Origin of the sequence: Pseudomonas sp. W5-36 (genome assembly GCF_046540455.1) — a bacterium.
GTDB lineage: Bacteria > Pseudomonadota > Gammaproteobacteria > Pseudomonadales > Pseudomonadaceae > Aquipseudomonas > Aquipseudomonas graminis_B.
The window spans coordinates 1-20,201 of record NZ_JAXCIQ010000018.1 but is presented as its reverse complement, the minus strand read 5'-3'; the positions used below and the strand labels follow the sequence as shown (position 1 = coordinate 20,201).

Sequence of the window (20,201 nt, the reverse complement as noted above, 5' to 3'; positions counted from 1 at the left end):
TGGCTTCTTGAACAGACGGTGGCGGGGCATTGCCGACCACCGTCAGATTCCGCCGCTAACCCTCGCGCAGCACTTGCAGGGGACTGGCGTTCAGCGCGCGCCGCGTGCCGAACACGCCTGCGCCGCCGACCAGCAAGGCGCCGATCAGTGGTAGCACCAGCAGCCAGACGTGGGGGTGCCACTGCAGGTTGAAGGCATAGCGGTAGAGGGCAAAGCTCACCAGTTCACAGCCAATCGCCGCCAGCACACCGCTGACCGCCCCGAGCAGACCGAACTCGATGCGCCGGGCCTTGATCAGCAACGCGCGGTTGGCGCCCAGCGCCCGCAGCAGAGCGCCCTGTCGAATCCGCTCATCGAGCGTCGCCTGCAAGCCGGAGAACAACACCGCCATCCCCGCCGCCAGCACGAACAGCAGCACGTACTGCACCGCCATCGTCACCTGATCGAGAATGCTGCGCAGCTGCTCCAGCAACGCTTCCACCTGCAGGATCGTCACGGCCGGGAAGGCCCGGGACAGCTCGACGATCTGCTGATCATTGCCCGGCGCCAGATAGAAACTGGTCAGGTACGTGGCCGGCACGTCCTTGAGGGTGCCGGGCTGGAAGATCATGAAGAAGTTTGGCTGAAAGGTGTCCCAGTTGATGTCGCGCAGGCTGGTGACCTTGACCTCGCGGGTCAGACCGCCGATCACGAAACCGAGGGTGTCGCCCAGTTTCATGTTCAGGCTGTTGGCCAGTTTGGTTTCCACCGACACGCCGGGGACCACGCCCTCCGCAGGCGGCTGATCGCTCGCCCACCACTGGCCGGCGGTGATGCTGTTGCCTTCCGGCATCGTGGCCGCCCACGTCAGGTTGAGGTCGCGCTGGGTGGCGTTTTCGCCACGGGAGTCCTTGGTGACGAACTTGCTCACCGGCTCGCCATTGATGGTCATCAGGCGCCCTGGAATCATCGGGTACAGCGGCGCGCTGTGGGTCGACAGGCGGCCCATGCGTTCAGCGAAATTATCCTTGTCGTTGGGCAGGATATTCAGCGCGAAGTAGTTCGGCGCATCCTTGGGCAGCTGGTTCTGCCAGGTGTCGAGCAGCTCGCCGCGCAGCAGCGCAATCAGTCCCATCGACAGCAGAATCAGCCCGAACGCCAGGGACTGGCCGGCGGCGGCCATGGGGTGGCGCAACAGCTGACCCAGACCCAGGCGCCACGGCAGCGAGGCCCCGGCCAGCAAGCGGCGCAGGCTTTTCAGGGCCAGCAGCAATACACCGCCGAGCACCAGCGCCGCGATCAGACCGCCGCCGAGCAGGGCGAACGTCAGCACCAGGTCCAGACTCAAGCGCCACATGATCAGGCCCAGCGCGAACAGCGCCGCGCCATAGACCAGCCACGTGCTGGCCGGGATCGGCAGCATGTCCCGACGCAATACCCGCAGCGGTGGCACGCGACCCAACGCTGCCAGCGGCGGCAGTGCAAAGCCGGCCAGGGCGACGAGCCCGGTGCCGATACCGGCGACTGCCGGCAGCCAGCCACCCGGCGGCACGGCGGCGGGCAGCAGGCTCTCCAGCAGATGAAACAGGCCCAGTTGGGCAAACCAGCCGAGCAGGGCGCCTGCCGCACTGGCCGCAACGCCGAGCATGGCCAGCTGCAAACCGAACAGCACCAGTGCTTCATTGCGCGACAGGCCCAGGCAACGCAGCAGCGCACTGGCATCGAAACGCCGTGCCGCGAAACGCGCCGCCGACAAGGCCACCGCCACGCCGGCCAGCAGCACCGCGACCAGACTGGCCATGTTCAGGTAACGCTCGGCCTTGCCCAGCGCGCCGCCGATCTGTTGATTGCCATCACGGGCGTCGTCGATTTTCTGATTCGGCGCCAACCCGGGTTCGACGGCCTTGCGGTAAGCCGCGAGGTCCTTGGGCGTGCCGCGCCACAGATCTCGATAACTGACGCGGCTGCCGGGCTGCACGACCTTGGTGGCCTCAAGGTCGGCCATGTTGATCATCACCCGGGGCGTCAGGCTGTAGAAGTTGCCGGCGCGGTCGGGCTCGTAGGTCAGCACCCGGGTCAGCTTCAAGGTCTTGGAACCGACGTCGATGCTGTCGCCCACTTTCAAGTTGAGCGCCACCAGGATCCGCGCTTCCGCCCAGGCTTCGCCGGCTTGGGGCTCACCACCAACGGTTTCCGCTTCGTAGGGGGCAGGCGCGCTTTTCAGCTCGCCGCGCAACGGGTACGCCCCATCGACGGCCTTGACGCTGGCCAGCTGGATGCCGTTATCGGTGGCCACCACGCTGGAGAAAATCACGATCTGCGAGTGATCCAGCTTCAGCGCGTTGCCGGCATCGATCTGCGCAGGTGTCGCCGGCGTGGAGCCGCCGAGGATCAGGTCAGCACCGAGAAACTCCGTCGCTCGCAGCAGCATGGCGCTGTTGAGGCGTGCGCCGAAATAGCCGATGGCGGTGCTGGCGGCAACCGCCACCACCAGTGCGAAGAACAGCACGCGCAGCTCGCCGGCGCGGGCATCGCGCATGAGCTGGCGCGCCGCGAGGCTGAGCAGGCGTGAGAAAGGCAGGCGTGCCATCAAGGCTCCATTGGGGCGACCAGTCGGCCACCCTCCAGACGGATCAGGCGCCGGCAACGGTGGGCCAGGCGCTCATCGTGGGTGACCAGCACCAGCGTCGTGTTGCGCTCCTGGTTCAGCTCGAACAGCAGATCGCTGATGCGCTCGCCGGTGTAGCTGTCCAGGTTGCCGGTGGGCTCATCGGCGAACAGCACGTCCGGGTCGGCGGCAAATGCACGGGCGATGGCGACCCGTTGCTGCTCGCCGCCCGACAGCTGCCGTGGTGTGTGGGTCAGGCGCTGACCCAGGCCGACCCGCTCCAGCAGATGCCGGGCCTGATCGCGGGCGTCTTTGCGGCCCTCAAGCTCCATGGGCAGCATGACGTTTTCCAGCGCGTTCAGGCTGTCGAGCAACTGGAAGGACTGGAAGACAAAGCCCACGTGTTCGGCGCGAACCCGGGCGCGCTGATCTTCATCCAGCTCGCTGAGGTTGCGCCCCGACAGGACTACGGAACCGGCGCTGGGCAGGTCGAGACCGGCCAGCAGGCCGAGGAGGGTGGATTTGCCCGAGCCCGACGCGCCGACGATGGCCAGCGTGTCGCCCTTGTTTAGTTCCAGGGAGAGTTCGTGCAGGATGGTCAAGTCACCTTCGGTGCTTGGGACCACTTTGCTGAGGTTCCGAGCACTGAGAATACTTTCGCTCATGGAGAATCCGATGCGTGCGTGGTTTTTAAGTGCTGGCCTGGGTTTGCTGCTGGTATCACAAGGCGCGATGGCAGGCACGGTGCTGATCGTTGGCGATAGTATCAGCGCGGCTTTCGGCCTGGATACCCGGTTGGGTTGGGTCAGTCTGCTGGAACAGCGTCTGGCGAAGGAAGGCTTCAAGGAAAAAGTGGTCAATGCGTCGGTCAGCGGCGACACCAGCGCAGGAGGCCAGGCGCGGCTGCCGTCGCTGCTTGCCGAGCACAAACCGGATCTGGTGATCCTCGAACTGGGCGGTAATGACGGCCTGCGCGGGCAACCGCCGGCGCAATTGCAACAAAACCTTACCGACATGGTTGAGCAGTCCAAGGCGGCGGGGGCCAAGGTGCTGCTGCTGGGCATGAAAATCCCGCCTAACTACGGTGAGCGCTACACCACGGCCTTCGCGGCGGTGTACCCGAAAGTCGCTGAGGAGACCAATGTGCCTCTGGTGCCGTTCATGCTGGAAGGGGTTGGCGGCCGGCCTGACATGACCCAGCAAGACGGCATTCACCCCAATGTTCCGGCTCAGCCGTACTTGCTGGATAACGTCTGGCCGGTCCTTAAACCCTTGCTTTAGTCGCGGCTGCAGACATCAGGCGTTCGGCGATGGGGTCAAACATCGGGTGCGAGGGACCGCTCATTGCCAGCACGAAGGTTTGCGCCTATGGTGGCCCAAACCTATACAGGACCCAAAAGATGTACAAGAAAGAGCCGTGGCCACTCACGCTGTACTTCGACGGTGACTGCCCGCTTTGCGCGCGGGAGATCAAACTCCTGCGTTCCCACGCTTGCGCGAACGCAGAGGCAGGCGCAGACGCAACAACCGCGCGACTGCTGTTCGTCGACATGAGCGAAGAGGGCTTTGTTGCACCGGCTCTTGGATTCACCCATGAGCAGATGCAGTCTGTTTTGCATGCCCGTTTCGACGATGGCACCTGGGTCACGGGCCTGGATGCGACGCTCTGGAGCTGGCGCGCAGCCGGGCTTGGCGCCTGGGCTGCGCCACTGTCATGGCGGCCGTTGAGACCGCTGTTGAACCTCGGTTATCGGTTGTTCTGCCGCTTTCGTCCCCAGCTGGCGTGGTTACCTCATCCGGATGGCAGCCGCCGATGCCGCGACGGCAGTTGTACGGTTTCCAGGCCCTCAGACCAAAACCGCTGATTTAAAGGCCTGCAGGCCTTTTCCGGACGGGGGCTTTCGGCTAATGTGGCGCCCCCGCTCTGGAGCCCCCAATGCCGCGCCGTCCTGCCTGGTCCCTTTATGCCTATCAACTGATCGAGCCTGACGAACAGCTCGACCTGTTCGCGTGCCAGGAAATCCTTGTGCATCTGGTCGCTCGCCAGCTCGAACTGGCAGGCTCCGCCGACCGCACGTTGTGCGGCACCTTGTTGCCGGCGCAGCCGCGCTGGTCGGAAGTGCAGCAGACGGTTTATCAGGACGAGCGCCTGTGCCCGCTGTGCCGGGCGATCATCGACGCGCAACGGCGCGGCTGGCACCCGATCTGGCCGGAACTGGAAGCCGGCGTTTAAGGCCACGCGAACACTCCCGGACGCGCAGGGGTGCGTGTACAATCGCGCACAATCAAGCCTTCCGTTTACCAAGGATTCTCCGGATGTTGTCGCGCATTCCAGCTTTCGCCCGCTGTCTGTCGCTCGCTGCGCTGTGCGCGGCCGGCCCCGTCTCCGCCCTGGAGTTTCCGTTGCCGCCGCCCGGTGAGGACATCATCGGCCAGGTGCAGACCGTGACCGCCAAGTACGAAGACACTTTCGCCGACCTGGCCACGCGCTACGACCTGGGTTACCTGGAAATGATCGCCGCCAACCCGGGCGTCGATGCCTGGCTGCCGGGCGCAGGCACCCAGGTGGTGCTGCCGACGCGTTTCATCCTGCCGCCGGGTCCTCGGGAAGGCATCGTCATCAACCTCGCCGAGTACCGTTTGTACTACTACCCGAAAGGCCGGAACGTGGTGTACACCTTCCCGCTGGGTATCGGTCGCGAAGGCTGGGGTTCGCCGGTCTCCACCACCAAGGTCACCGCCAAAACACCCAATCCGACCTGGACGCCGCCTGCGTCGGTCAAGGCCGAGCACGCTGCCGACGGCGATATCCTGCCCAACGTGGTCCCGGCCGGGCCGGACAACCCCCTGGGCCCGTTCAAATTCGGCCTCGGGCTGCCGGGCTACCTGATCCATGGCTCGAACAAGAAGTTCGGCATCGGCATGCGCACCAGTCACGGCTGCTTCCGCATGTACAACAACAACGTGCTGGAAATGGCGGACATGGTCCCGGTGGGCACCACCGTGCGCATCATGAGCGAGCCGTACAAGTTCGGCGTCAGCGGCGGCAAGGTCTACCTCGAAGCGCACACGCCGCTGGACGAAAGCGGCAAGCCGTCGGTGGTCGACAAGCACACCGCCGTGATCAACGCACTGCTCAAGCGTGAAGACCTGGCCAACAGCCTGCGGATCAATTGGGACGAAGTGCGGGACGTGGTGGCTGCCGAAGACGGCATGCCGGTCGAAATTGCCGTGCCGACTACGCCGGCCCCCGTGGTGGGCGACGCGCCAATGACGCTGCAGTAACGCTGCGACGCCAAACGCCGGGCAATAAAAAAGCCGACCCGTTAACGGGTCGGCTTATCAATAATCCCGAGGGATTATTACTTGCGGCTAGCCTTGTCCAACATACGCAGAGCGCGCTCGTTGGCTTCGTCAGCAGTTTGCTGAGCTTTTTGAGCAGCAGCCATAGCCTCATCAGCCTTGCGGTAGGCTTCATCGGCACGGGCTTGCGAACGAGCGGCTGCGTCTTCAGTTGCAGTCAGACGAGCTTCGGTTTCTTTGGATGCGCTGCTGCAACCGGTAGCCAGAACTGCGGCCAGGGCCAGAGCAGAGAATTTCAGAACGTTGTTCATCGTGTTCCCCTTAAAGGACTTCTATCAAATTAGTCATCTCTCGAGAGTGAGAAAACGACCGGCGTACATCTTACTCATTGTTTGTAGTAAGTAAACGGACCGCGCGCAACATCTGCAGAAAATTCTTGGGTTTGAACGGGTTCCGTCGAACTCCTCACGCTTTTTCTTCGCACGCAGAAAGCCCCAGGGCGCAGGTGTCTGTCAGGTGACTCCGGCCCAGGCGATTTCCCACTACCATCCACGTATCGGCGACCATTTTTATATAGTCGATTATCGTGACAGGCGCACCCTTGAGAGCCGTTTAAATGGCCCTCAAGTGACTTGAGTCCGGGCATGGCGTCTCAATGGACATTCGTCGGCGATAACAGGTTCCATGGGGCATGCAGTCAGATGCGCGGCAACGCAATTAACAGTTGATTCACTTGAGCGCATTCGCTCGGGGCGCCTATATTCGCCTGTGCTCAAATTGTTTGAGAACAGCGATGCTCTTCGCGGTGTCCAAACGGCACAGGGTGGCGCAGTCAGCTCTATTGCAGAAGGCCCTATTGCAGAAGCCAATAGTGGTCGTACTGCCTGTAGAGGTTCCTTCGCCGGGAAAATGTCGATAAGGTAAGGGTCCAATTCCAAGACCCGCGAGGAGTAGTGATGAGCGAGGCGTTGTCCATCCACCATGACGAGACCGGTCACCAGTTCGAAGTCAATATCGACGGCTACCGTGCCTATCTGACGTACATGGACCTGGGTAAAGAGACCCTGGATATCTACCGTACGTTCGTTCCCAACGAATTGCGCGGACGTGGGATAGCGGCAGCCTTGACCAAGGTGGCCCTCGACTATGCCGACCGGATGGGCTACACCGTGATTCCTTCGTGCTCCTATGTGGAGCGTTACATGGAGCGCAACCAGCGGCAGGCTGCCAAGATCTGACCGAACCGCGCTTCACACAGTAAAACGCCGAGCATGTGCTCGGCGTTGTCGTTTCTGCAGTACGGTCAGTCGCGTTTGCGCGTTGGCAGTACGTCCTTGAGCTTGGCGTGCATGCTGCGCAGGGTTTTCTCGGTGCTTTCCCAATCGATGCAGGCATCGGTGATGGACACGCCGTATTGCAGGTCGGCGAGGTCTTTGGGAATGGCCTGGCAGCCCCAGTTCAGGTGGCTCTCGACCATAAGGCCGATGATCGACTGGTTGCCTTCGAGAATCTGGTTGGCAACGTTTTCCATCACCAGCGGTTGCAACGCCGGGTCCTTGTTGGAGTTGGCGTGGCTGCAATCAACCATGATGTTCGGCTTGATCTTCGCCTTGTTCAGCGCCTGTTCGCACAGGGCAACGCTGACCGAATCGTAGTTGGGCTTGCCGTTGCCGCCGCGCAATACCACGTGACCGTAGGCGTTGCCTTTGGTGGTGACGATGGACACGCCGCCTTCCTGGTTGATACCGAGGAAACGATGGGGGCTGGACACCGATTGCAGGGCGTTGATGGCCACAGTCAGACCGCCGTCGGTGCCGTTCTTGAAGCCGACTGCCGAGGACAGGCCCGAGGCCATTTCCCGGTGAGTCTGGGACTCAGTGGTGCGCGCGCCGATGGCCGACCAGCTGATCAGGTCCTGCAGGTACTGAGGCGAAATCGGGTCGAGGGCTTCGGTCGCGGTCGGCAGGCCTTTTTCGGCCAGGTCGCGCAGCAACTGACGACCGATGTGCAAGCCATCCTGAATCTTGAAGGAGTCGTCCAGATACGGGTCGTTGATCAGGCCTTTCCAGCCGACAGTGGTGCGTGGCTTCTCGAAATAGACGCGCATGACCAGATACAGAGTGTCGGACACCTCGGCCGCCAGCGCTTTCAGGCGATCGGCGTATTCGTGGGCGGCCTTGAGGTCGTGGATCGAGCAGGGCCCGATCACGATGAACATGCGGTGATCCTTGCCATCGAGGATGTTGCGGATGACTTCGCGGCCCTGGCTGACAGTGGCCTGGGCGGCGGCGGTCAGCGGGATTTCGCGTTTCAGCTGATCCGGGGTGATCAGTGTCTCGTTGGAAGCAACGTTGAGGTCGTCAATCGGTAAATCAGCCATCGTGTTACTCATCAGGTCACGGATGCTGGCCGCCAGCGTCCCCGTGCGGCGGAGCCGAGCATGATTGAGCGCAACGGGGGAGCCGAACCTTAGCGCGTTAGCCGGCGGTTCGACAATGGGTAAACGTGGCTTTCGTCCAACGGTTGCGGCATTGTCTGACCTGTCTGGGGTTGCGACAGGCATCACCCGAACATCATTCAGAGGAGAAGCGCGTGGATCAACTGCAACTGACGGACTTCGACCTCGACCAGCAACTTCTCAATCTGCCCGGCGTCTCACTGCTGATTTTCACCAGCCTGGGCTGCTCCAGTTGCCGCTGGGCCCGGCATCATTTGCCCGAGCAATCGTTGCCGCTGGATCGGCTGTGCTGGATCGATGCCGAAGAAAACGGCGGCGCGGTGGAGCGCTACGGCGTGTTTCATCTGCCGACGATGTTTGTGATACGCGACGGCGCCTTCCTCGGGGCCCTTCGCACGCAGATGTCAGCCGACGCTATTGTCACGGGCCTGGCACACGCGCTGGCGACGCCGCCAGACGAATTACCCTGAAGCGGAGTTTCCATGAGCGAAAGTGCAGCGAGCGAAAGCGCAGTCAAACCCCGGATCGGCATCATCGGCACCGGTGCGATCGGCGGCTTCTATGGCGTGATGCTGGCCCGGGCCGGCTTCGATGTGCACTTTCTGCTGCGCAGCGAATTCGAGGCCGTCGCCCGCAATGGCCTGCACGTGGACAGCCAGGTGCACGGCCCGTTGGTGCTGGAGAATGTCCAGGCCTACGCCTCAGCGGCTGATATGCCGCCCTGTGACTGGCTGCTGGTCGGCGCCAAGACCACCGGCAACGGCGGGGTGGCCAACGCTATCGTCCAAGCCTCGGCGCCAGACGCCAAGGTGTTGCTGCTGCAAAACGGGTTGGGCGTTGAGGAAGAGCTGCGCGCCGAACTACCGGATTCCCTTCATCTATTGGGCGGCCTGTGTTTTGTCTGCGTGCATCGCACAGGGCCAGGGCAAATCACCCACCAAGCCTTTGGTGCCGTGAACATCGGCTACCACAGCGGGCCGGCCAATTTGGCAACGCGCGGGCACTGGGTCGAGCAGGGCGCTTCGCTGTTTCACCAGGCGGGCATTGACTCCGTGGCGATGGACAACCTCGACAAAGCACGCTGGCAGAAACTGGTGTGGAACGTGCCCTACAACGGGCTATCGGTGCTGCTCAACGCGAGCACCACGCCGCTGATGGCTGACGCCGACAGTCGCGCCCTGATCCAGGGCTTGATGGCGGAAGTGGTGCAGGGCGCCGAAGCGTGCGGGCACGTACTGCCGGAGGCCTACGCCGAGCAATTGCTCAAGGTCACTGGCCAGATGCCGGATTATCGGCCGAGCATGTACCACGACTTCACCGGAAAACGCCCGCTGGAACTTGACGCCATCTACGCCCGGCCCCTTGCGGCTGCGCTGGCCGCCGGCTGCGACATGCCCAAGGTGCGCGCCCTGTATCACGCGCTGGCGTTTATTGATCGCGGCAATCGTTGACGGCCAATGCCGTGCGCTTGCCCACCTCCCGCTTTAAGGAAAACTGATGAGCACTCAGCTGAACGTAAAAACCCCGGGGAGTAAGCTGGTGCTGGCGATTTCCTCGCGGGCGCTGTTTGATTTGCGGGAAAGCCATGACGTTTATATGGCCAGCGGCGTTGCTGCCTATCGCCAGTACCAGATCGACCACGAGGACGAAATCCTTGAGCCCGGTGATGCGTTCCGGCTGGTGGAAAAACTGCTCAGCCTGAACGCCAGCCTGAACCAGTCCCGGGTGGAAGTGGTGCTGGTCTCGCGCAACAGTGCCGACACCGGCTTGCGCGTGTTCAATTCGATTCAGCATTACGGCCTCGACATTTCCCGCGCGGCGTTCGTCGGCGGGCGCAGTCCGTTTCCGTATCTGGCCGCTTTCGGCAGTCATCTGTTCCTGTCCACCCACGCCGAAGACGTGCGCAGCGCGCTGGACGCCGGCTTCGCCGCCGCGACCATTCTCTCTGGTGGCGCCCGTCGCGCGGCCAGTGCCGAGCTGCGCATCGCCTTCGACGGTGACGCCGTGCTGTTTTCCGATGAGTCCGAGCGCGTGTATCAGTCCGGAGGGCTTGAGGCGTTTCAGGCCAATGAGCGCGAAGCGGCGCGACGGCCCTTGCCCGGCGGGCCGTTCAAACCCTTTCTCGCGGCATTGAACGCCTTGCAGCGTGAATTCCCTGAAGAGTCCTGCCCGATTCGCACGGCATTGGTCACCGCGCGCTCGGCGCCGGCTCACGAGCGGGTCATCCGCACACTGCGCGAGTGGGACATTCGTCTGGATGAGTCGCTGTTCCTCGGCGGCCTGGACAAATCGGCGTTTCTCGAAGCCTTCGCGGCGGACGTGTTCTTCGACGATCAGCCGGGCCACTGTGAGCGCGCGCGGGAAGTGGTGGCGACCGGGCATGTGCCCCACGGCATCAGCAACGAGCTAAAACCTTGAGGCGTTAGACCGAAAAGCAGCAGTCGGGCCGCCTGAGTGCGCGGCGCGCTGCTACGCTGAGTAAGTCTTCACTTCAAAGGCTGTCCGGGGGTCCCATGATCCGCTCGATGCTCTACGCCACGGACCTCGGTGCTTATGCGCCTTATACCCTGCAGCACGCGCTGGTGCTGGCACGGACCTTCGATGCCGAGCTGCATGTCGTGCATGTGGTGGAGCCAATGGGCCTGTTTGCCGAGTCCGTGTTGCAGAGTTATCTGGCCGCCGACGTGCTCAAAGAGCTGCACAGTGAGGGCGTCAACACGGTGATCGATGGCATTGAGGCGCGGGTAATGGACAGCTTTCGTGAAGAACTGGGGGAGGGGCATGAGGACCTTGCCCTGATTCGCAGCGTTCGCGTGGTCCAAGGCGATCCATCCAATGTGATACTCGATCAGGCGCGCCTGCTCAGCGTCGACCTGCTGGTGGTGGGCAGTCGCAGCCACGGCGGGGAGGGGGATACGCCGATTGGCCGGACGGCGGCGCGAGTCCTGCAACTGTCCGACGTGCCGGTGTACATGGTGCCGATGCTGCACAGGCGCACACCGAGGTGATCGCATTCCGGGAATGTGCCAAGGGCGTCAAAAGCCGCGTGCCATTACCGGATAAAAGTGATAAAAAGTTCTAGCTTTGCCTTCCTGACCAATAATCCAGTTATATACCGTCGCTGATGCCCGTGGCGTCTTCCGGCTTTGAGGGATACATATGAAGCTTCAACAACTGCGCTACATCTGGGAAGTGGCGCACCACGACCTCAACGTTTCAGCGACCGCGCAAAGCCTCTACACCTCTCAGCCAGGCATCAGCAAGCAGATCCGCCTGCTGGAAGACGAGTTGGGCGTCGAGGTCTTCGCCCGCAGCGGCAAGCACCTGACCCGCGTCACCCCGGCTGGCGAGCGCATTATCACGACCGCCGGCGAGATCCTGCGCAAAGTCGAAAGCATCAAGCAGATTGCCCAGGAATTCTCCAACGAGAAAAAGGGCACGCTGTCCATCGCCACCACCCACACCCAGGCGCGTTACGCGTTGCCGCCGGTGATCAGCAATTTCATCAAGCAGTACCCGGACGTCGCGCTGCACATGCATCAGGGCTCGCCGATGCAGATCGCCGAAATGGCCGCCGACGGCACGGTCGATTTCGCCATCGCCACGGAAGCGCTGGAACTGTTCGGCGATCTGGTGATGATGCCGTGCTACACCTGGAACCGCTGCGTGGTCGTCCCCCAGGGCCACCCGCTGACCAAAGTGCCGAAGCTGACCCTGGAGATTCTCGCCGAATATCCCATCGTGACCTACGTGTTCGGTTTCACCGGCCGCTCCAAGCTGGACGAAGCATTCAGCCACCGTGGGCTGACGCCGAAAGTGGTGTTCACCGCCGCCGACGCTGACGTGATCAAGACGTACGTGAGACTGGGATTAGGCGTCGGCATCGTCGCGAAAATGGCCGTCGATCCGAAGCTGGACAGCGATCTGGTGGTGCTCGACGCCAGCGAATTGTTCGAGGCCAGCGTGACCAAGATCGGTTTCCGCCGCGGCACCTTTCTGCGCGGTTTCATGTGCGACTTCATCGAGAAGTTCGCCCCGCACCTGACCCGCGAGGTCATGGCCAAAGCCATTCAGTGCCACAACAAGCAGGAGCTGGAAGAGCTGTTTGCCGGGGTTCAACTGCCGGAGCATTGATAGGCGAGCCTCAGCTTCAAGCGGCAAGTCTCAAGCGGCTAGAAGGAGCAGACCTCACGCGGACTGCTGTTCTCTTGCAGCTTGAAGCTTACCGCTTAGCGCTGCTCCTCTATCCCTTCGCGATCATATTCCCGGCATGCAGCCCGCATTCCTTCTGCGTCGCTTCTTCCCACCACCAGCGGCCTTCGCGTTCGTGCTGATTCGGCAGGACCGGGCGCGTGCAGGGTTCGCAGCCGATGCTGATGAAGCCGCGCTCGTGCAGGCTGTTGAACGGCAGTTCGAGCATGCGGATGTAGTTCCACACGTCGGCGCTGCTCATCTGGGCGAGCGGGTTGAATTTGTACAGCGTGCGTTCCGGGGTCGAGAAGGCGCTGTCGATTTCCACTACGGCGACGTTGTTGCGCGTGCTCGGGCTCTGATCCCGACGCTGACCGGTGGCCCAAGCGCTCACGCCGGACAGCTTGCGGCGCAACGGCTCGATCTTGCGGATCCCGCAGCACTCGCCATGGCCGTCGCGGTAGAAGCTGAACAAGCCCTTTTCCTTGACCATCGGCTCCAGCTTTTCGCGGTCCGGGCTGACGATGTCGATGTCGATTTTGTACTGCTCGCGGACCTGATCGATGAAGCGATAGGTCTCCGGGTGCAGCCGGCCGGTGTCCAGGCTGAACACTTTGACGTTCTTGTTGATTTTCCAGGCCATGTCCACCAGCACCACGTCTTCCGCGCCACTGAAGGAAATCCACAGGTCGTCGCCGAAGTGCTGGAAGGCAAACTTGAGGATGTCGGACGGGGATTTGCTGGCGAAGGTGGCGGCGATGTCGTCAACGTCAAAAGGGTGGTTCATCTGGGCGGCTTCCTGATCAGGGCTGGCGCTTAAGCGCTCGTAATGGCGCAGATGGTAACAAAAAACGTCGGGCCGTTTGGCTGAAAGCGAGGAGAGCACGGGTGCTTTGGCGGGCGGCAAACCTGTCGGGTTGCCACCCCGGTCACTCCCACAGGGTTGCATTCCCCGCCATACATCACCTAAAGGCTGCCACCCGAAACGGACCGGTTCACCGTCCCGATCACATCCCCTCAAGCGTTTGCATCAACACCCGCACTTTGGTGAAGGTCTCCTGATATTCCGCCTCCCACTGCGAATCAGCGACGATCCCACCGCCGCCCCAACACGCAACCTCGCCGTCTTTTGCCAGCAGACTGCGGATGGCGATGGAGCTGTCCATGCTGCCGCGCACGTCCAGGTACATCAACGAACCGCAATACAAGGCCCGACGGTTGGGCTCCAGTTCGTCGATGATCTGCATCGCGCGGATCTTCGGCGCGCCGGTGATCGAGCCACCGGGAAAACTGCCGCCAATCAGGTCCAGCGCGTCCTTGCCGTCGGCCAATTCGCCGGTGACGGCGCTGACCAGGTGATGCACGTTGGGATAGCTCTCGAGACTGAACAGCTCCGGCACCTTCACTGAACCGATCCGGCAGGTCCGGCCGAGATCGTTGCGCAGCAGGTCGACGATCATCAGGTTCTCGGCGCGGTCTTTCGCACTCGCAAGCAGCGCTTGAGCGAATGCGGCGTCCTCAACGGCATCTCGCCCTCTCGGCCGCGTGCCTTTGATCGGCCGGGTCTCGACCTGACGCTGACTGACTTTGACGAACCGCTCCGGCGACAGGCTCAACACCGCATCCCCCTCTGGCAGGGCCAGATACCCGGCGAACGGCGTGGGGCAGGCCACCCGCAGTGCTTGATACGCCGCCCACGGATCACCGAGGTACTGCGCACGAAAGCGCTGGGCGAAATTGACCTGATAGCAGTCGCCGGCCTGAATGTAGGCGTGAATCCGCTCGATGGCCTGCCGGTACTGCTCGGCATTGATGTCCGGCGCGAAGGGCGCTGTCAGCGTGAACGATGGTGCCGGTTGCGCCACGGGTTGCTCGAACAGCGCGATCAGACGCTGGCGTTCGGCGTGATCAAGGGCGGGGTGAAAGACCAGCTGGCTGGTGTGGTCGTGGTGATCGCTGATCAGCGCCCAGGCGTAGAGGCCCAACCGCGCGGCGGGCAGCTGCAGGTCATCGGTAGCCTGATCGGGCAGGGGCTCGAACAGACGGCCGAAGTCATACGCCAGGTAACCGATCAACCCACCGGCGAATGGCAGCGCGCAGTGCTCGGGCAGATCAGCTTCACCGAGCCGGGCCAGTGATTCACGCAGGCGCTGGAGAAAGCCCGGACCGGATTCGTCCGCCACCGGCTGCAGGGTTTCCAGCGGCCAGGCGCTGATCAGATCGAAGCGGCCACGGTCCGCAGTCGGGCGACCGCTGTCCAGCAGCACGGCGCCCGGGGCACCGCGCACGTGGGCGAAGTAACCGCTGGGGTCGGCGTGATAGGGCAGTGGGTGTACAGAGCAAGTTGGCATGCGAGGCGTGGATCAGTCAGTGCGCGAGGACGGCGATTGTAGTCCTCCCCAAGGGCGAGTCCTAGGGGGAAGGCGCAGTCGCTGGCGGCTCACCGTGCAAAATTCGTTGGGCCTCCTCCGGCGTCAGCGGGTAATCGAAAAAGCGCCGGTAGAAGTCCGTCGTCTGTGCCGCCATGTCCACGTCCGGGAACAAAGCGGGATGCAACTGCTGCGCCGCCCACGCCACCTGAAGCGCGACTTCGGTGCCGTACCGATCCCACGGGAACACCCCTGCCGGGTTACGCAGGACGCGCCCGTTGCGCACGGCCTCAAGCTGGTTCAGCAGTTGCGGTTGCGCTGCTTGGTCCAGCCGGCCTGCGTTGGCAGCGAGAATGACCACATCCGGCTGCCAGGCCAGCAACTGCTCTGCCGACACGATTTGCAGGTTGCCCTTGAGTCCCGTCGCGGCATTGCGGCCTCCGGCGAGCTTGATCCAGTCGTCGATCAGCGTGTCGGCGCCGTCCACTTTCAGCGGATTGACCGAGGCGATGTGCAGCACTTTGGGCCGTTGCTCCGCCGGGATACCCGCGACCACGCGATTGACTGCTGCCAATTGCTGATCCAGAAACCCGTTGTAGGCACGGGCCCGCACGCCGGGCTCTGTGCCGCCCAGGGCTTGAGCGGTGTTGAGCACCGAGCGTTTCAGCCCCGCCAGGTCGGTGTAACCCATCTGCATGACCGGCAGGCCCAGCTGTCGATAGGCGATGGCCTGACGGTCGACGAGGGCGGTGAACACCAGATCGACGTGCTCGGCGAGCAAAGTTTCGGCATTGAACGCCGTGCCTTCGATGGCCGTGGCCTGGTTCAGCGTCGGCAGGACCTTGAACATCCACGGTTGGCTTTCAGGGTGGTTGACCGTCGCAACGATGCGCGAGCCGGCCCCGAGCGTCATCAGCAGCACGTGATGGGCGTACCAGGCGTCAGCGATACGCGCGGGTTCGCAGGGAAGGCTGACACGTTGGCCGCTATCGTCCTGCACCTGTCCGGGTTTCAGCAGACTGGCCTGAATGTTCTGCCCAGCGTCACCCGGATCAGCGAAGGCGCAGGCACTCAGGCCGGCGAGCAGCACACCGCTCAGCAAGCCTTTTAGCAAATGGCGCATGCCGCCCTGCCGCCGCCTCACAGGTCTACCTGAATCGACGCCTGCAGCATGCGCGGCGCGGCCGGTGTGGCGCTGGCTTGGCCGGCACCGGTGTAGCCGTTCAGCCCGCCGGGGACGATGTTGGTCCAGTAGCGTTCGTTGGCCAGGTTGGTGACTTCGAGGCGGTAGACCGTGTCGCGTTTCATCAACCGGGTGCTGTAGCTGGCGCCGGCGTCGAAGGTCTTGTAGCTGCCCACCCAGTGATCGTTGCTGTCATCGGTGGGGCGCGCGCTGGCATAACGGGCGTTGAGGTTGACGGTGAGGCCCGGCACCTGATCGATGCGGTATTCGGTCAGCAGACTGGCCGTCATCCGCGACAGCCCGACGATGCGCGTGTCTTCCGTGCTGTCGTTGCCGGTGGACAGCAGCTTCGGGTCCAGCCAGGTGATGCCGCCGAACAGCTTGAGATTCTGGCTCAGGTCGCCTTCGGCCAAGAATTCCAACCCGCGATTGCGCTGATCACCCGCCACGGCGTACAGGTTATCGGGCTGGGTGTAGGCGAAGGGGCGTTTGATCTGAAATGCTGCCAGCGACAGGTTGACCCCGCGCGCGACCCATTTGCCACCCAGCTCCCACATGCGGCTGCGGTACGGCGACAGGATCGCCCCGGCGTTGCTGCTGCCGGCCGCCGCACTGTCACCCTGTTGCAGGCTGTCGGCGTAAGTCAGGTACAGCGTCAGGTCGTCCACCGGCTTGTACATCACGCTGCTCGCCGTGCTGATGCCCGAGTCTTGGGATGACGTGTGGACGCCCGCTTGAGAATAATTGTCGGCGGTCAAGCGGCTCTGGCTGCCGCTGAGCATCAGGCTCCATTTCGGCGTGAAGGTCAGGGTGTCGCCTAGTACGAAGGAACGCTGGCGGGCGTTGGCCGAGTGGTAGCGATCGGTGAAGTCGGGGAAGTCAGGCTCGTCGAAGCCGACCGGATTGCTTAATGAGGCGCTACCCAAGGTCTTCGTGCCGCCGTTCACGGGGTTGTAGTTGTCCCAGTCGAAACCGGTGACACCGACGGTCAGGTCGTGGCGAATGCCGGCGGTGTAGACGCTGCCGTTGAGGTTGGCCAGATAGCTGTTGATGGTGAAGCGGCTGGCGGTCGCGCTCGCCACCGAGCTGCGATAGGTGCCGGCGTTGTTGATCAGCGTGTTGGTGACCGCGGTGGACTCGCGGTCGGCGATCTGCCGCAGCGCGCCGATGTCGAGTTTCCAGTTGCCGTCGAAGTCATGCTTGAAATGCGCGCTGGCGGTGTCCGTGGTGTTGTTGTCGCCGGAGTAATTTTGCCCGAGGTTGCTGCGGGTCGGGTCCGGCGCGTGGGGCAGCGTCACGCCCGAGGCGACGGCGAACTTGCCGGGCAAGCCCTTGGATAGATAGCTGTAGTGGCTGACGTTGGTTTCGATGACGCTGTCGTCACTGATCTGGAAATCCGTGGCGAGGCTGACCAGCTGCCGGCGCAACGTGCTGCCGGGGGCATAGCTGTGGCCTTGCTCGTCGGCCACGTTCAGGCGGTATTTGATCTTGCCGTCCGGGTCGAACGGGCCGCTCAGGTCAGCGGCCTTGAGCCAGGTCAGCCCGGTGCCCACGCCGAGGGTCACTCGATTGCGGGTGAAATCGGTCGGGCGTTTCGACAGCAGGTTGAAGGTGCCGGCCGGGTTCGCCGGGCCATACAGCGACCCCGACAGCCCGCTCAGCACCTCGACGCCGCCCAGTTGCTCGGCCGGGTAATCGGTGGTCGACACCACATTGAGGCCGTCCAGCCGGCTGTTCTGCACCACGCTGCCCTGTAGACCCCGGGTCTGCGGCCGGGCGCCGTCGGCCTGCACGGAGGGCATGTAGCGGATGATGTCCTTGAAGCTTTTGAGCTGCTGGCTGTCGATCAGGTCCGAGGACAGCACGCTGAGGGAATAAGGCGTGTCCAGCAGCCTGCGCTCACCCATCGGGCCGAGGGTCGCCGACTTCTCCCGCGCCTGATCGGCAATCGACTGTTCGGCACTGATGTCCAGCGGCGCCAGGGTCATTTCTTGGGCCAGGCTGATCTGGGCGAAGCCGCCGAACAAGAGTGGCGCGAAGGCCAGGCGCGTGGAGAAGGATCGGGTCATGCAAACACTCAGCAAGGAATGAAAAAGCGGTGGCCGCTGCTGTCGATCTGCTCGACGGCGACCTGGTATAGACGCGCCATGAGGGCGCTGTCGATGACGTCGTGGGGGGCGCCGTCGGCGATGAGTCGGCCGTCGTGCAGGACCAGCACGCGATTGGCCGAGGCAAGGGCGTGTTCAGGGCGATGGGTGCTGGACAAAATGCTGATGCCTTGGGCGGCGAGGCGCTTGAGCAAGGCCAGCAGGCGCAGCTGATGGCCGTAGTCGAGGCCGGTGACCGGCTCATCAAGAATGATGGTATTGGCGCGCTGGACCATGGCCCGGGCGATCAGCACCAACTGGCGCTCGCCGCCGGACAGTTCGGTGTACGGCCGTTCACTCAAGTGCAGGATGCCCAGGTCGGTCAGGGCCTGCTGCACAGAGGTCTTGTCGTCGCGGCTCGGTGCATGGCCCAGGCCCACGCTGGGCAATCGCCCCTGCCCAACGATGTGGGCGACGCTGAACGGAAAGCTCGGCACATGGCTCTGGGGGACGTAGGCAATCTGCCGGGCAATGGCACGGCGCTTCATCGAGCCCATCGGTTGGCCGTCGAGCAGCACCTCGCCGGCGTGGGGTGTCAGCAACCCCAGCAGCAGTTTCATCAATGTGCTTTTTCCGGCACCGTTGGCCCCCAGGAGGGCGATGTTGTCGCCGGGGGCGATGTCCAGCGAGACGTTATCGAGGATCACGCGGTCGCCGATTCGATAGCTCAGTTGACGGGCCTGCAAGCGCTTCATAGCCAACCCTTGCGCACGCGATGCAGCACCAGCACAAAGGCGATCGCGCCGAACAGCTCGGTGATGATGCCGAGGGGGATCTCTCCCGCCGACACGCTGCGAGCGACGCCGTCAGACGCCAGCAGGAAGATCCCGCCCAGGCAGGCGCTAAGGGGTAGCATGCGCGCATTGCCGGGGCCGACCAGCAGCCGCGCCAGATGCGGAATCAACAAGCCGATCCAGCCGACCATCCCCGCCAGACTCACAGTGAGTGCGCAGATCAGCGTGGTCAGCACGATCAGGCCGCTACGGATCTGCTCGACCGGCACGCCCAGGCTCAGGGCCTCGTGATCACTCAGGGACAGGGCATCGATGGCGCGGCCGGTCATGCACAACAGCACAATCGCCACGGCCAGAATCGGGCCGATGATCCACAGTGCTTGAACATCCACGGCGCTGAGGCTGCCGAGCAGCCAATAGACGATGTTCGGCAATTGATCCACCGGATCGGCCATGTATTGGGCGATGGACAGCAGCGAGGTGAAGAGGGCGTTCGCGACAATGCCGCCGAGCACCAGCAGCAAGATCGACGGGGTGTGGAACATGTGCGCGATGCCCAGACCGACCGCCACGGCGATCAGCCCGGTCATGCAGGCGACCAGCGCAATTCCCAGGGGCGGCAAGTGCCAGATGATCCCCAGCGCGGCGCCGAACGCACAGCCGCTCAACACCCCCAGCAAACCCGGCGACACCAGCGGATTGCGGAACACGCCCTGATACGCCGCGCCCGAGACGGAAAGCCCGGCGCCCACTAGAACCGCTGCGATAACCCGAGGCAGGCGCGCCTCGATGATCAGGCTGTGGAGCAGGTCATAGCGCCGGGCTGGCATGTCGCTGAGGCCGAGCATCGTTGCGATGAACGTGCTGAGTTCGTGGATTGAGATGTGATAGCGACCCAATAACAGCGCGCAGGCGGCCGTCACGATCAATGCCAAGAGGCTGAGCAACAGAGGGGAATACAGCTTGGCAGAAGACATCTGTTGCTCATTGTTTCGATATGTAAAAAACTATACAGCGATAGGCGAGGGTTCTCCAGGGACGGAATGCCGCATGCGTGAATCTTCACTTAGCAGGAGCTTGTGGGCGGGAATATTGGGCTGAATTTTGCGGTGTGACGCCTGACGCCTTCCCGGCTAAAGCCGGTCCTATGTATGGACTCGCCCCCACATTCAACCTGCTTTTCGAACACTGCTACCCGGTTGCATCTATGTATAAGGCCTGTTCGAGGA

20 protein-coding genes are annotated in these 20,201 nt (G+C 63.0%); 10 read left to right on the top strand and 10 right to left on the bottom strand.

Annotation, left to right across the window (positions count from 1 at the left end):
• Positions 1-55 precede the first annotated feature (55 nt).
• Both SLW74_RS22545 and SLW74_RS22540 read right to left on the bottom strand, forming a co-directional pair.
• Positions 56-2,569, bottom strand: coding sequence for an ABC transporter permease (locus SLW74_RS22545; protein WP_410930181.1), 2,514 nt, complete (start codon positions 2,567-2,569; stop codon positions 56-58).
• Positions 2,569-3,252, bottom strand: coding sequence for an ABC transporter ATP-binding protein (locus SLW74_RS22540; protein WP_410930180.1), 684 nt, complete (start codon positions 3,250-3,252; stop codon positions 2,569-2,571). Before SLW74_RS22540 ends, SLW74_RS22545 begins: the two co-directional genes overlap by 1 nt.
• Before the next feature lie 10 nt (positions 3,253-3,262).
• Between SLW74_RS22540 and SLW74_RS22535 the strand changes: the two genes are divergently transcribed.
• From SLW74_RS22535 to SLW74_RS22520, 4 genes are all read left to right on the top strand, one after another.
• On the top strand, positions 3,263-3,868 hold the full coding sequence (locus SLW74_RS22535) for an arylesterase (RefSeq protein ID WP_192130214.1): 606 nt from the start codon (positions 3,263-3,265) through the stop codon (positions 3,866-3,868).
• A 119-nt stretch (positions 3,869-3,987) separates the two neighbouring features.
• Positions 3,988-4,452, top strand: a complete 465-nt coding sequence (locus tag SLW74_RS22530; protein WP_410930179.1) for a thiol-disulfide oxidoreductase DCC family protein — start codon at positions 3,988-3,990, stop codon at positions 4,450-4,452.
• Positions 4,453-4,523: 71 nt separating this feature from the next.
• Complete coding sequence (locus SLW74_RS22525; RefSeq protein ID WP_065988524.1) at positions 4,524-4,820, top strand: hypothetical protein; 297 nt, start codon at positions 4,524-4,526, stop codon at positions 4,818-4,820.
• A gap of 83 nt (positions 4,821-4,903) precedes the next feature.
• Complete coding sequence (locus SLW74_RS22520) at positions 4,904-5,872, top strand: L,D-transpeptidase family protein (protein WP_065988523.1); 969 nt, start codon at positions 4,904-4,906, stop codon at positions 5,870-5,872.
• 77 nt (positions 5,873-5,949) lie between these two features.
• On the opposite strand, the gene SLW74_RS22515 is transcribed toward SLW74_RS22520, so the two are convergent.
• Complete coding sequence (locus SLW74_RS22515; RefSeq protein ID WP_065988522.1) at positions 5,950-6,201, bottom strand: Lpp/OprI family alanine-zipper lipoprotein; 252 nt, start codon at positions 6,199-6,201, stop codon at positions 5,950-5,952.
• 645 nt (positions 6,202-6,846) lie between these two features.
• Between SLW74_RS22515 and SLW74_RS22510 the strand changes: the two genes are divergently transcribed.
• Positions 6,847-7,128, top strand: a complete 282-nt coding sequence (locus SLW74_RS22510; protein ID WP_410930178.1) for a GNAT family N-acetyltransferase — start codon at positions 6,847-6,849, stop codon at positions 7,126-7,128.
• A gap of 65 nt (positions 7,129-7,193) precedes the next feature.
• Here the strand turns inward: SLW74_RS22510 and SLW74_RS22505 are convergent, their stop codons facing one another.
• Complete coding sequence (locus SLW74_RS22505; protein ID WP_410930177.1) at positions 7,194-8,270, bottom strand: 3-deoxy-7-phosphoheptulonate synthase; 1,077 nt, start codon at positions 8,268-8,270, stop codon at positions 7,194-7,196.
• Between the two features lie 212 nt (positions 8,271-8,482).
• On the opposite strand from SLW74_RS22505, the gene SLW74_RS22500 reads away from it, so the two are divergent.
• The 5 genes from SLW74_RS22500 (at position 8,483) to cysB (ending at position 12,482) form a co-directional block, all read left to right on the top strand.
• Positions 8,483-8,818: a thioredoxin family protein gene (locus tag SLW74_RS22500; protein WP_410930176.1), complete on the top strand. Its 336-nt coding sequence runs from the start codon at positions 8,483-8,485 to the stop codon at positions 8,816-8,818.
• A 12-nt stretch (positions 8,819-8,830) separates the two neighbouring features.
• Positions 8,831-9,799, top strand: a complete 969-nt coding sequence (locus tag SLW74_RS22495; RefSeq protein ID WP_410930175.1) for a putative 2-dehydropantoate 2-reductase — start codon at positions 8,831-8,833, stop codon at positions 9,797-9,799.
• A 46-nt stretch (positions 9,800-9,845) separates the two neighbouring features.
• Complete coding sequence (locus SLW74_RS22490) at positions 9,846-10,766, top strand: 5'-nucleotidase (RefSeq protein ID WP_074892511.1); 921 nt, start codon at positions 9,846-9,848, stop codon at positions 10,764-10,766.
• A 95-nt stretch (positions 10,767-10,861) separates the two neighbouring features.
• Positions 10,862-11,356, top strand: coding sequence for a universal stress protein (locus tag SLW74_RS22485; protein ID WP_296313394.1), 495 nt, complete (start codon positions 10,862-10,864; stop codon positions 11,354-11,356).
• Positions 11,357-11,507: 151 nt separating this feature from the next.
• Complete coding sequence (gene cysB, locus SLW74_RS22480; protein ID WP_410930174.1) at positions 11,508-12,482, top strand: HTH-type transcriptional regulator CysB; 975 nt, start codon at positions 11,508-11,510, stop codon at positions 12,480-12,482.
• Between the two features lie 109 nt (positions 12,483-12,591).
• Here cysB and SLW74_RS22475 read toward each other — a convergent pair whose 3' ends face one another.
• The 6 genes from SLW74_RS22475 to SLW74_RS22450 all read right to left on the bottom strand — a co-directional run bounded on the left by SLW74_RS22475 (position 12,592) and on the right by SLW74_RS22450 (position 19,949).
• Positions 12,592-13,326, bottom strand: coding sequence for a phosphoadenylyl-sulfate reductase (locus tag SLW74_RS22475; RefSeq protein ID WP_065988515.1), 735 nt, complete (start codon positions 13,324-13,326; stop codon positions 12,592-12,594).
• A 220-nt stretch (positions 13,327-13,546) separates the two neighbouring features.
• Complete coding sequence (pabB, locus tag SLW74_RS22470) at positions 13,547-14,890, bottom strand: aminodeoxychorismate synthase component I (protein WP_410930173.1); 1,344 nt, start codon at positions 14,888-14,890, stop codon at positions 13,547-13,549.
• A gap of 61 nt (positions 14,891-14,951) precedes the next feature.
• Positions 14,952-16,031, bottom strand: a complete 1,080-nt coding sequence (locus tag SLW74_RS22465; protein WP_410930172.1) for an ABC transporter substrate-binding protein — start codon at positions 16,029-16,031, stop codon at positions 14,952-14,954.
• 17 nt (positions 16,032-16,048) lie between these two features.
• Positions 16,049-18,160: a TonB-dependent receptor gene (locus SLW74_RS22460; protein ID WP_410930171.1), complete on the bottom strand. Its 2,112-nt coding sequence runs from the start codon at positions 18,158-18,160 to the stop codon at positions 16,049-16,051.
• Positions 18,161-18,168: 8 nt separating this feature from the next.
• Positions 18,169-18,933 (bottom strand): ABC transporter ATP-binding protein, encoded by a 765-nt coding sequence (locus SLW74_RS22455; RefSeq protein WP_410930170.1) that lies wholly within the window; start codon positions 18,931-18,933, stop codon positions 18,169-18,171.
• Complete coding sequence (locus SLW74_RS22450) at positions 18,930-19,949, bottom strand: FecCD family ABC transporter permease (protein ID WP_410930169.1); 1,020 nt, start codon at positions 19,947-19,949, stop codon at positions 18,930-18,932. Before SLW74_RS22450 ends, SLW74_RS22455 begins: the two co-directional genes overlap by 4 nt.
• Positions 19,950-20,201: the final 252 nt, after the last annotated feature.